Here is a 12,027-nt window from a genome sequence, read left to right on the forward strand (position 1 = left end):
TGCGCTCCTTGGAGCAATTGATAGAATCGTAACATGATCCGCCGCGCTTTCCGCTACCAGCTCGCTCCGACCGCCGAACAGGAAGTCCTGTTGCGGCAGTTCGCGGGTGTTGTGCGGCTGGTCTATAATCTGGCGCTGGAGCAGCGCAGGGACTGGTGGCGGCATTACCGGCGGCAGACCGGGAACCGCTTGAACGACATCGCCCAGGCGCGGGAATTGACCGCACTGCGGGCCGCGTTCGACTGGATTGCCGCCGTGCATGTGACGCCCCAGCAGCAGGCCCTGCGCGATCTGGACAAGGCGTATGCCAACTTCTTCGCCGGGCGCGCAGGATATCCCTCGCGGCCCGCAAGAAGGGCGTGAACGGCGCCTTCCGCTTTCAGGGGCGGGAGATCGAGGTCAAGCGCCTGAACGGCAAGTGGTCCGCCGCGCGCCTTCCCAAGATCGGCTGGGTGAAGTTCCGCGACACGCGGCGCCTGCGTGGCAAGACCATGAATGTGACGGTGAGTCTGGCGGCGAACGGCTGGCACATCGCCTTCGCCTGCGAAATCGACCATGCCGTCCCGCAAAACGATTTGCCCGCCGTGGGGATCGACCGGGGCGTGGCGAACACGCTGACGCTTTCGACCGGGGAGCATTGGTGGATGCCTGCCGGCCTTGCGGAGATCGAGCCCAGGAAGCGCCGGGCCCAGCGCGTTCTGGCGCGGCGCAAGCGCGGGTCGAGCCGCCACGCCAAGGCCCGCCGCCGCGTTGCCGCCTTGCAGGCCCGTGCTGCCCGCATCCGGCAGGATTGGCGGCACAAGGCCAGTCTTGATATCGCCCGTCGCTTCGCAACGGTCGTGCTGGAAGACCTCGCCACGCGCAACATGACGCGCAGCGCCAGGGGAACCGTGGACGCGCCCGGAACCAACGTCTGCCAGAAGGCGGGCCTGAACCGGGCGATCCTCGAACAAGGCTGGCACGGCTTTGAAACCGTGTTGGCCGACAAGCTCGAAGAACGGGGCGGATACCTGTGCAAGGTCGATCCCCGCCACACCTCGCAGACCTGTTCGGCCTGCGCAGCCGTGGACAGGGAAAGCCGCGAAAGCCAAGCGTCTTTCCGCTGTTGCCAATGCGGCTTGCGCGCCCATGCCGACCACAATGCTGCAATCAACATCCTGCGTCGGAACACGGCGTCTATGATCGTGGAGGAAGGGCAGCCGCTCTCCGTTGAAGCGATAACCATCGGCGGAGCTTCGCGCCCCCTCGGAAATCCCCCGCTTTCAAGCGGGGGAAGATGTTAACTTGCGTATGTCGTCTGAGCCTCGGGCTGGCAGGATCCAATTATTTCCGCTGCGGCGTGTGCCATGGCGACAAGGATGCGGGAGGCTTCCGGCACATAGGCACGGTCGTCTCCCTTTACGGGCCTCTCTCGGATGATCGCGTATCGAATGTTTTCCGGATAGGTCCACGCGCTTGTAAGAAAGTCGTGCACGCTCACGTCTTGGCCGCGCACGCTAACAGCAGCGTCTCTATCGCTCTCACGGTATCCAGCAGCCTCCACGCGCTCACAAGCATCGATCGCTGCGGCCATCATCCATTTCCCTCCAGGTTCGCTGATTCCCGCTGCCCGAAAGCCAATTGAAAATTCCTTGTGGCAACTGTCGGTCTACACTTTGCCACGGCACATTCTTCTAGAACAGACCGCTCGCAAATGCTGCTTTTGCCCGAGGCGCTGGACGACTACGTCGGACCGGACAATCCGGTCCGCTTCATCGAAGCTTTCGTGGATCGACTGGACCTAACGATCACCGGTTTCATCCGTGTGACGCCGAAGGCGACTGGGGCGGCCGCGCCATGATCCTGCCGACCTTCTGGCCGGCTGACCCCAGCGCTGCCTTCGCGCACAACTGGCCGGATTGGCTGAAAATCTGACCAAAGCCACCGTCGATCACGCGTTTCCCCACGGTCTGCCTGACGTTCGCGTCCAATTTCATTGTCGCCGAAAAGCCCCAGCATTCTCGGTATGGCCGGTCGCAGGATCGGCCTTTCTCTTACGATGCTTGCGCTTGTTGCCGGCTTGCCGACTGGTTTGCCCCATCCAGCTTGAAGCGCGGAAAGATGAAGACCCCCGCCATGCTGCCACTGAATTTTTCCTCCACTCCGCTCGATTCACCCATGCAGAAAACCGGTTGACGCAGGCTGTTCGGCATCATGATCGTGGTGGAAAAGCAGAAGGACGACGAAAGTGTTGTGGCTTGTTCGAAAAGCGCGAGGATATGCCCCCGATCTTTCGGATCATAGCAGCGCAGCAGGCTCAGAAGGCCGCATTCCTGTGCCGAAAGGCCATGCAGCAGGCTGCTCCAGTCGCCGAGGCGGATGATTCCGCTTGAAAAGTCGCCGGCCCAGGCCTCGGAGACCGAAAATTGAGCAATCATATCCTGATTACGATGGGTCAGATCCAGCGAGCCAGGCATCAGGGGGGCGGCAACAGTTGCTTTGGCGATTTTAAACAAGGGGTTCCCCGGTTCGGGCGCAGTCTCCGCTGCGCTGCGGTCAGAGCGAAACAGGGTCATACGGCGCCAGGCATCATGCCTGCGGTCTGGAACCTCGATCGCCGGCGGGGCACTGAGGCTTGCTCTTGCTTGTCGCGCAAACGTTCGTCGCCGAATGTTCGCGCAGGTTGAGACGGCGTTCTGGCCTCGCTGGCGGGTGAAAACGATCCTCGAACGCACATCAATTGCAGCGCGGATTTATAGGAGCTTTTCGCCAAACGGCAACGGCTTTTTCGGGGCGGAACCCTCGTCCGGCCAAGACGGTTCAACCGGCTATTTTGCTGGAAAACGTCGCATGAGAAGTACAAAGAATCAATTTGTGATGGATTGTGCGTGGTTTCGCTTCGCAAAGAAGTGGTTTTTGCCCGGCAAATGCCTCCTTAAGCGAAATTCGAATATTTGTTGAAAAATCTGGCGGCGCAAGCTTCGCGAAAGCTCCGGGCTGGTGGCGGCAAGAGAACGGGCCAAGTTAAACGCTTTGGAAAGTCGACGGCTTGCCCTGCGCGTGCGCAGCTGCGAATCGCGCTCAAAAAAAAGGGCGGCCCGAAGACCGCCCTTCCTGAACTGAACCGGATGGCTCAGATGCGAGACCTCAGTCTCACATCATGTCCATGCCGCCCATTCCGCCCATGCCGCCCGGCATCGCCGGAGCGTCCTTCTTCGGCAGCTCGGCGATCATCGCTTCCGTGGTGATCAGCAGCGAAGCAACCGAGGCTGCATTCTGCAGAGCCGTACGGACGACCTTGACCGGGTCGACGATACCCATGGCGATCATATCGCCATATTCGCTGGTCTGGGCGTTGTAGCCGTAGTTGTCGTCATTCTTGTCGAGGATCTTGCCGACGACGATCGAAGCTTCGTCACCAGCGTTGTCAGCGATCTGGCGAACCAGCGACTGCAGCGCCTTGCGAACGATGTTGATGCCGGCTTCCTGATCGTCGTTCACGCCCTTGGACGTGATCTTGACGGAGGAACGGAGCAGGGCAACGCCGCCGCCCGGGACGATACCTTCCTGAACAGCAGCGCGCGTCGCATTGAGGGCGTCGTCGATGCGGTCCTTCTTTTCCTTCACTTCGACTTCCGTCGAGCCGCCGACGCGGATAACGGCAACGCCGCCTGCGAGCTTGGCAAGGCGTTCCTGCAGCTTCTCGCGGTCGTAGTCGGAGGTGGTTTCTTCGATCTGCGCCTTGATCTGCGCAACGCGGCCTTCGATGTCGGACTTGGCGCCGGCGCCGTCGACGATCGTGGTGTTTTCCTTGGAGATCGAAACCTTCTTGGTGCGGCCGAGCATGTCGAGGGTGACGGACTCGAGCTTGATGCCGAGATCTTCGGAGATGACCGTACCACCGGTGAGGATCGCGATGTCCTCGAGCATGGCCTTGCGGCGGTCGCCGAAGCCCGGAGCTTTGACGGCAGCAATCTTCAGCCCGCCGCGCAGCTTGTTGACGACGAGCGTTGCAAGCGCTTCGCCTTCGACGTCTTCAGCGATGATCAGCAGCGGCTTGCCGGTCTGAACGACGGCTTCGAGAACCGGAAGCATCGACTGCAGGTTGGAGAGCTTCTTCTCGTGCAGAAGGATATAGGCGTCGTCGAGGTCAGCAACCATCTTTTCCGGGTTGGTCACGAAGTACGGGCTGAGATAGCCGCGGTCGAACTGCATGCCTTCGACGACTTCGAGTTCGGTTTCGGCGGTCTTGGCTTCTTCGACAGTGATGACGCCTTCGTTGCCGACCTTCTGCATGGCTTCAGCAATGTCGCGACCGACCTGGCTGTCGCCGTTTGCGGAGATCGTGCCGACCTGTGCAACTTCTTCCGAAGTGGAGATCTTCTTGGCCTTGGCCTGGAGATCCTTGACGACTTCAGTAACGGCAAGATCGATACCGCGCTTCAGATCCATCGGGTTCATGCCGGCTGCAACGGCCTTGTTGCCTTCGCGAACGATGGCCTGAGCAAGAACGGTTGCGGTCGTGGTGCCGTCACCGGCGATGTCGTTGGTCTTCGAAGCGACTTCGCGGACCATCTGGGCGCCCATGTTTTCGAACTTGTCGTCCAGTTCGATTTCCTTGGCGACCGAAACACCGTCCTTGGTGATGCGCGGCGCGCCGAAGGACTTGTCGATGATGACGTTGCGACCCTTCGGGCCGAGCGTTACCTTGACTGCGTCAGCGAGGATATCGACGCCGCGCAGCATCTTTTCGCGCGCGGTGCGGCCGAACTTAATTTCTTTAGCTGCCATTTTGAAAACTCCTGAGAAGGGTTGTCAGCGATTTCGGGTAAAAAGCGACCGGCTGGATCAGCCGATGATGCCCATGATGTCGGCTTCCTTCATGATCAGAAGGTCTTCGCCGTTGATCTTGACTTCTGTGCCGGACCACTTGCCGAACAGAACGCGGTCGCCAGCCTTGACGTCGAGAGCGACGACCTTGCCGGACTCGTCACGAGCGCCGGAGCCGACGGCGACGATTTCGCCTTCCTGCGGCTTTTCCTTAGCGGTATCGGGAATGATGATGCCGCCTTTGGTCTTTTCTTCGGATTCAACGCGGCGAACGACGACGCGGTCGTGAAGGGGGCGGAAATTGGTGCTTGCCATTGTCTAATCCCTCGATCAAATGACATTCGCAGGCCGGGCGGCCCACATGGATAAGTGTTAGCACTCTCCGTTGAGGAGTGCTAGCGCCGAGCATTTAGGGATGGCTCCAGAAGGAGTCAAGAAGCCCCATCACGGAATTTTGCGCCGGAATTGTGAAGAGGGCGGGAATTGTTTGAAGCATCGCCCGATTCGACGCGTGTCGGTTGCCTGAGCGTCGGAGTGCCCGCGCAGGCTGTAAACGGCGTGGCGTTCCTCTCGTGGAAGGTCCGACGGTTTTTCCTGAAGATCGCCCGAAAATCCCTTGCCATCGCGGCATGCCTTTGCAATGTCACGCCTGACTGAAAGCAAATCGGGAAATCGGATGGCCAAGCGGATTAGAAGTTTTGCGGAGATCACCAGCCAGTATGATGCGGTGTTCTGCGATGTCTGGGGCGTGCTGCACAATGGCGTCGATCCCTTCCCGACGGCCGCTGCCGCTCTGGAAGCCGCGCGCGGCGAGGGGCTTGCCGTCATCCTCATCACCAATTCGCCGCGCATCGCGCCTCAGGTGGTCGCCCAGCTTCGCCAGATCGGCATCCAGGACGGCGCCTATGACCGGATCGTCACCTCCGGCGACGTCACCCGCGGCCTGATCGCCGAAGGCCCGAAGAAGGTGTTCCTGCTTGGCCCGGATCGCGATCTGGCCATCATCGAAGGTCTCGGCGTCGAGCGCGTCGATGCGAAGGACGCTCAATCCGTGGTCTGCACCGGTTTCTTCGACGACGAGACGGAAAAGCCGGAAGACTACACGGATATGCTCAAGGATTTTCAGGCACGCAACGTGCCGATGGTCTGCGCCAATCCGGACCTCGTCGTTGAACGTGGTCACCGCATCATCCCCTGCGCCGGCGCCATGGCTGCCTATTACCACCAGTTGGGCGGCGAGATCCGCATCGCCGGAAAGCCGCACGCGCCGATCTACGACGCCGTGCTGAAAACCGCGCACGAACTCCACGGCGATTTCCCGAAAAGCCGCATTCTCGCCATCGGCGACGGCATGCCGACGGATGTGCACGGCGCTCTCGATTACGGCCTCGATCTCCTCTATATCAGCGGCGGTATCCACGCGAAGGAATACACGCTGAACGGCGAGACCGACGAGGCGATCCTGCATGCCTATCTCGAACGCGAGAAGGCCGCGCCCAAGTGGTGGATGCCGCGCCTCGCATAATAAGAAGCCCGCCGATGACCGTTTTTCACCGCAATGAAACCCGCGAACCCTTGCCTGCCCACCTGAAGGGCGGGGTGATTGCCATCGGCAATTTCGACGGCGTTCATCGCGGCCATCAATCGGTGCTGAACCGCGCGCTGGAAATCTCGAACGAGCGGGACATCCCGGCGCTGGTGCTGACTTTTGAGCCGCATCCCCGCACGGTCTTCAGGCCGGAAACACCGGTCTTCCGCATCACGCCTGCACCCCTGAAGGCCCGCATCCTGGAAGCGATCGGCTTCAACGCCGTTATCGAATATCCCTTCGACCGCGAATTCTCGCAGCGCTCGCCGGACGACTTCATCCACGGCATCTTGAAGGACTGGCTGGGCGCCTCCGAAGTCGTCACCGGCTTCGACTTCCATTTCGGCAAGAATCGCGAGGGCGGCCCGGCCTTCCTTATGGATGCCGGCCATAAATACGGTTTCGGCGTCACGCTGATCGACGCCTTCCGCGACGAGAATGCCGAGGTCGTCTCATCGAGCCGCATCCGCGAGTTGTTGAAGGAAGGCGATGTCAGCGAGGCCGCCGCGCTGCTCGGCTACCGCTACACAGTCGAGGCTGAGGTGATCGGCGGCGAAAAGCTTGGCCGCGAGCTCGGTTTTCCAACCGCAAACATGCAGCTTCCGCCGGAGGCCGAACTTGCAGCCGGCATCTACGCCGTCCGCTTCCGCCTGGACGACGGCAAGCTCTACGATGCAGTTGCGAGCTACGGCCGCCGCCCGACGGTGATCGAAAACGGTGCGCCGCTGCTGGAGACCTATCTCTTCGATTTCAGCGGCGACCTCTACGGCCGGACCTGTTCCGTCTCCTTCTTCGGCCACCTGCGGCCCGAACTGAAGTTCGACGGCCTGGAACCGCTCGTCGAGCAGATCAAGCGTGACGAGCAGGAGGCGAGGGCGCTGCTTGCGGGTGTCCGGCCGCTCGGCGAACTCGACCTTAAGCTTTGTTTCGTCTGACGCCGCGATGCCGGTGGGCACGGCCTCAAATCCCTCTTCCTTTTCCCGGCAAAAACGCCTATGAACCGCCGCTATGAATAAAGTCCGGCTGTCGAGTGCGATGCGAATTATCGGCCCGGCCTTCCGCGCGCGCTGAGCCGCCGGAAGGTCCGGGTTTTTGGCGCTTGGGCAAACGAGCGCTTCCGTCATCAGACATTTTTGAAGCCGTCGCGCCTTGAAGGCGCCCAGAAACGATTGCTGAAACATGACCGACACAGCCGAAAAGATCGACTACTCGAAGACCCTCTACCTGCCCGAAACCGACTTCCCGATGCGCGCCGGCCTGCCGCAGAAGGAGCCGGAAATCGTTGCACGCTGGCAGCAGATGGGCCTCTACAGGAAGCTGCGCGCATCCGCTGCCGGACGCGAGAAATTCGTCCTCCATGACGGCCCGCCCTATGCGAACGGCAACATCCATATCGGCCACGCGCTGAACAAGATCCTCAAGGACGTCATCAACCGCTCGTTCCAGATGCGCGGCTTTGACGCCAACTACGTTCCCGGCTGGGACTGCCACGGCCTTCCGATCGAATGGAAGATCGAGGAGAAGTACCGCGAGAAGGGCAAGAACAAGGACGAAGTTCCGATCAACGAATTCCGCAAGGAATGCCGCGACTTCGCCGCCGGCTGGATCAAGGTTCAGTCCGAGGAGTTCAAGCGCCTCGGCATCGAGGGCGACTTCGATAATCCCTATACGACGATGCACTTCCACGCCGAATCGCGCATTGCCGGCGAGCTTTTGAAGATCGCAAGAAGCGGCCAGCTCTACCGCGGCTCCAAGCCGGTCATGTGGTCGGTCGTCGAGCGCACTGCGCTGGCGGAAGCCGAAGTCGAATACGCCGATGTCGAAAGCGACATGATCTGGGTGAAGTTCCCCGTCGCGGAAGGCCCCGCCGCTCTGGCCGGCGCCTTCGTGGTCATCTGGACGACGACCCCCTGGACGATCCCGGGCAACCGCGCGGTCGCGTTCTCGTCGCGCTACCCCTATGGCCTCTACGAAGTTGCGACCGCCGAGAACGACTTCGGCCCGCAGCCGGGCGAGAAGCTGATCTTTGCCAGGCGCTTGGCTGAGGAGTCCGCTGCCAAGGCGAAAGTGACCTTCAATTTCGTTCGCGATATTAAAGCGGATGAACTTGCCGCCGTCACCTGCGCGCACCCGCTGCACGGCCTGGGCGGCGGCTATGATTTCCAGGTGCCGCTGCTTGATGGCGAGCATGTGACCGATGACGCCGGTACCGGTTTCGTCCATACCGCCCCCAGCCACGGTCGCGAGGACTTCGACGCCTGGATGGACAATATGCGGGAGCTCGAAGCGCGCGGCATCTCGTCCACGATCCCGTTCCCGGTCGACGATGCCGGCTTCTTCACCATCGACGCGCCCGGCTTCGGCCCGGATGCGGAAGGCGGCGCGGCGCGCGTTATCGACGACAGCGGCAAGAAGGGTGATGCCAATGAGCGCGTCATCAAAGCGTTGATCGCCCGTCACGCGCTCTTCGCACGCGGCCGCCTGAAGCACTCTTATCCGCATTCCTGGCGCTCGAAGAAGCCGGTCATCTTCCGCAACACGCCGCAGTGGTTCGTCCACATGGACAAGGAGCTCGGCGACGGAACGACGCTGCGCTCCCGTGCGCTGAACGCGATCGATGATACCCGCTTCGTTCCGGCTGCCGGCCAGAATCGCCTGCGCGCCATGATCGAACAGCGCCCGGACTGGGTGCTTTCGCGCCAGCGCGCCTGGGGCGTGCCGATCTGCGTCTTCGTCGACGAGCAAGGCCAGATCCTGCAGGACGACGAGGTCAATGCCCGCATCCTCGAAGCCTTCGAAAAGGAAGGCGCCGACGCCTGGTTCGCCGAAGGTGCGCGTGAGCGTTTCCTCGGCAAGAAGGCGAACGAGCCGTGGAAGCAGGTCATGGATATCCTCGACGTCTGGTTCGACTCGGGCTCCACGCACACCTTTACGCTGGAAGACCGCCCGGACCTTAAGTGGCCGGCCGATCTCTATCTCGAAGGCTCGGACCAGCATCGCGGCTGGTTTCATTCCTCGCTGCTCGAATCGGCCGCTACCCGCGGCCGCGCGCCCTACAACGCCGTCCTCACCCATGGCTTCACCATGGACGAGAAGGGCGAGAAGATGTCGAAGTCCAAGGGCAACGTCACTGCGCCGCAGGAAGTTATGAAGGACGCCGGTGCGGATATCCTCCGCCTCTGGGTCATGACCTCCGACTACGCGGACGACCTTCGCGTCGGCAAGACGATCATCCAGACGAATGTCGATGCCTACCGAAAGCTCCGCAACACGATCCGCTGGATGCTTGGCACACTCGCCCACGACAAGGGCGAAGTGATCGCGCTCGCCGATCTGCCGGAACTGGAGCAGCTGATGCTCCACCGCCTGGCCGAGCTCGACGAGCTCGTGCGCGAGAACTACGATGCCTTCGACTTCAAGAAGATCGCCCGCGCGCTGATCGACTTTGCCAATGTCGAGCTCTCGGCCTTTTATTTCGACATCCGCAAGGACACGCTCTACTGCGATGCGCCGTCGAGCCAGCGGCGCCGTGCGGCTCTCCATGTCATCCGCAATATCTTCGATAGCATGGTGACCTGGATGGCGCCGATGCTGCCCTTCACGATGGAAGAGGCGTGGCTGTCGCGCGATCCGTCGGCGGTCTCGGTTCATCTCGAGCAGTTCCCGGCGATCCCGCCTGAATGGAAGAACGAGGCGCTGGCCGGCAAGTGGAAGAAGGTCCGTGCGATCCGTTCGGTCGTCACCGGCGCTCTGGAGATCGAGCGAAAGGACAAGCGGATCGGCTCGTCGCTGGAAGCAGCGCCCGTCGTGCATGTCACGGACGGCGTGCTTCGCGCTGCTCTTGATGGGCTGGATTTCTCGGAAATCTGCATCACCTCGGATATTGCCGTCGACGGCGCCGAGGGGCCGGCCGAAGCCTTCCGGCTGCCGGAAGTTCCCGGAGTCAGCGTCGAGCCAGCACTTGCCGAGGGCACCAAATGCGCCCGCTCCTGGCGTATCACCAAGGATGTCGGCTCCGATCCGCAGTATCCGGATGTATCGGCGCGCGATGCCGCTGCATTGCGTGAACTCGGATTGTAATACTGAAGAAAATTGCCGGATGAATTGCTCTTTTGCAGTTCATCCGGTAAAAGCTGCCTGAAAATGGCCGGATTTTTACGTCAGGGGGACGATCATCCGGTAGGGCGATGATTGCACCGGCATGGCTGGAAGGGTTTTCATGTTAGCGACGCGTTGGTTCCGTGCAGGCGCTTGCCTGGCTGTTGTTGTGGCGGCGGGCTCGATGGCTTCCGGCTGCAGCCCGACCTACGGTACAGGCACGACGGCGATGGAGCAGCTTGGCGACGATATCGGCCAGTCCGTGTCTCTGGCTCCCCGCGAGCCGAAGAACAAGGGCGTCAAGTACACGCCGCGCCCGACGCTCGTCTTGCCTGCCCAGGCTTCCAGGGAAGCGCTGGTCGAGCCGCAGCAGACGATCGCCAGCAAGGAAAATCCGCAGTGGGTCGAGTCGCCGGAAGAAACCCGTGCACGCCTCGTCAAGGAAGCCGACGATAACGAAGACAAGTATACCTATGTCTCACCGCTCGCCAAGAACGGCGTCGAAGGCGGTCGCCAGACGACCGAAGCGCAGACCAAGGCCTACCGCGAAGCCCGTGCCCTGCAGAAGGGGGCCTATCTCGATCAGCGCCGCTACATTTCCGATCCGCCGTCGACCTATCGCCAGGTCGACGATCCCGCCAAGCTGGAAGACCTTGGCGAACCCGAGCTCAAGAAGGCAAAGCAGCGCAAGAAGGATGCCGCAGTTGCCGGCACCGGCAAGAAGTGGTGGAACTTCCTTCAGTAAGTTCAGGCCATCTCAGGCCTGCCGCGCGGCAAACCAGCGGCAAACGAGTGCGATGTGCACAATCGGACACCCGAAAAGAATGCAGCCGGTGAAAGCGATATCGTTTCAGCCGGCCATGCCGCTTACGATCAGCAGCATGAATATGGCGACGGCAAGTGCCGGCACGAAGCCGAAGGCCATGAGCCGGCGCCGACCAGTTCACCTTGCCCCGCAAAGACCATTGCATCGGGATTTTCTCTGCACCCGGCGCGAGCGCCCTGTAAGCCGAGGCGGCGAGCGCGACTATGGCGGCGAGAACAAGAATGCTCGGGGTCATGGAAGCTCTCTCTTTTCGGCAAAGAACGTCCTGAGAATGTCCGCTGATTCCGTTTCGTTCAAACCGGAATAGACCTCCGGCGCGTGATGGCAGGTCGGCTGGGCGTAAAACCGCACACCATTGTCGACTGCCCCGCCTTTGGGATCTTCCGCGCCGTAATAGAGCCTGCGGATGCGCGCGAACGAGATGGCCGCGGCACACATTGTGCAGGGCTCCAGCGACACGTAGAGATCGGCGCCGACCAGACGCTCCTGCCCCAGGACTTCGCAAGCCATGCGGATCGCGGCCACTTCGGCATGGGCCGTGACGTCGTTGAGCTCCCGCGTCCGGTTGCCGGCGCGCGCGACGACGGCGCCATCGAGCACCACCACGGCGCCGATCGGCACTTCGCCGCGCTCGCCCGCTGCTCGCGCTTCGTCAAGGGCCATCTCCATAAACCGATTTGTCTTCACGATCCGGCAATTTCCCACT

General features: G+C 61.5%; 10 protein-coding genes and 1 pseudogene. 7 read left to right on the top strand and 4 right to left on the bottom strand.

Annotation, left to right across the window (positions count from 1 at the left end):
- Nucleotides 1-33: 33 nt before the first annotated feature.
- The 3 genes and pseudogenes from ISN39_RS02555 to ISN39_RS02565 form a co-directional block, all read left to right on the top strand.
- Nucleotides 34-363, top strand: a complete 330-nt coding sequence (locus ISN39_RS02555) for a helix-turn-helix domain-containing protein (protein ID WP_194729079.1) — start codon at nucleotides 34-36, stop codon at nucleotides 361-363.
- On the top strand, nucleotides 360-1,283 hold the full coding sequence (locus tag ISN39_RS02560) for an RNA-guided endonuclease TnpB family protein (protein ID WP_194729080.1): 924 nt from the start codon (nucleotides 360-362) through the stop codon (nucleotides 1,281-1,283). Before ISN39_RS02555 ends, ISN39_RS02560 begins: the two co-directional genes overlap by 4 nt.
- Before the next feature lie 410 nt (nucleotides 1,284-1,693).
- Nucleotides 1,694-1,853: pseudogene (locus tag ISN39_RS02565) on the top strand (IS1182 family transposase); the annotation flags it as partial.
- Between the two features lie 180 nt (nucleotides 1,854-2,033).
- On the opposite strand, the gene ISN39_RS02570 reads toward ISN39_RS02565, so the two are convergent.
- The 3 genes from ISN39_RS02570 to groES form a co-directional block, all read right to left on the bottom strand.
- A complete protein-coding gene (locus ISN39_RS02570; RefSeq protein WP_194729082.1) occupies nucleotides 2,034-2,495 on the bottom strand; it encodes a hypothetical protein in 462 nt (153 codons plus the stop codon).
- Between the two features lie 637 nt (nucleotides 2,496-3,132).
- Nucleotides 3,133-4,770, bottom strand: a complete 1,638-nt coding sequence (groL, locus tag ISN39_RS02575) for a chaperonin GroEL (RefSeq protein WP_074066815.1) — start codon at nucleotides 4,768-4,770, stop codon at nucleotides 3,133-3,135.
- A gap of 57 nt (nucleotides 4,771-4,827) precedes the next feature.
- Nucleotides 4,828-5,124, bottom strand: a complete 297-nt coding sequence (groES, locus tag ISN39_RS02580; protein WP_004675403.1) for a co-chaperone GroES — start codon at nucleotides 5,122-5,124, stop codon at nucleotides 4,828-4,830.
- 361 nt (nucleotides 5,125-5,485) lie between these two features.
- On the opposite strand from groES, the gene ISN39_RS02585 reads away from it, so the two are divergent.
- From ISN39_RS02585 to ISN39_RS02600, 4 genes are all read left to right on the top strand, one after another.
- Complete coding sequence (locus tag ISN39_RS02585) at nucleotides 5,486-6,334, top strand: TIGR01459 family HAD-type hydrolase (protein WP_194729083.1); 849 nt, start codon at nucleotides 5,486-5,488, stop codon at nucleotides 6,332-6,334.
- Between the two features lie 14 nt (nucleotides 6,335-6,348).
- Entirely contained in the window at nucleotides 6,349-7,332 is a 984-nt protein-coding gene (locus tag ISN39_RS02590) for a bifunctional riboflavin kinase/FAD synthetase (protein ID WP_194729084.1), read from the top strand.
- 244 nt (nucleotides 7,333-7,576) lie between these two features.
- Complete coding sequence (ileS, locus tag ISN39_RS02595) at nucleotides 7,577-10,477, top strand: isoleucine--tRNA ligase (protein ID WP_194729085.1); 2,901 nt, start codon at nucleotides 7,577-7,579, stop codon at nucleotides 10,475-10,477.
- A gap of 139 nt (nucleotides 10,478-10,616) precedes the next feature.
- Nucleotides 10,617-11,240, top strand: coding sequence for a hypothetical protein (locus ISN39_RS02600; protein WP_074066819.1), 624 nt, complete (start codon nucleotides 10,617-10,619; stop codon nucleotides 11,238-11,240).
- Nucleotides 11,241-11,552: 312 nt separating this feature from the next.
- Here the strand turns inward: ISN39_RS02600 and ISN39_RS02605 are convergent, their stop codons facing one another.
- Nucleotides 11,553-11,990, bottom strand: a complete 438-nt coding sequence (locus ISN39_RS02605; protein ID WP_194730086.1) for a nucleoside deaminase — start codon at nucleotides 11,988-11,990, stop codon at nucleotides 11,553-11,555.
- Between the last annotated feature and the right edge of the window lie 37 nt (nucleotides 11,991-12,027).

The organism is Rhizobium sp. 007 (genome assembly GCF_015353075.1).
Taxonomy (GTDB): Bacteria; Pseudomonadota; Alphaproteobacteria; order Rhizobiales; family Rhizobiaceae; genus Rhizobium.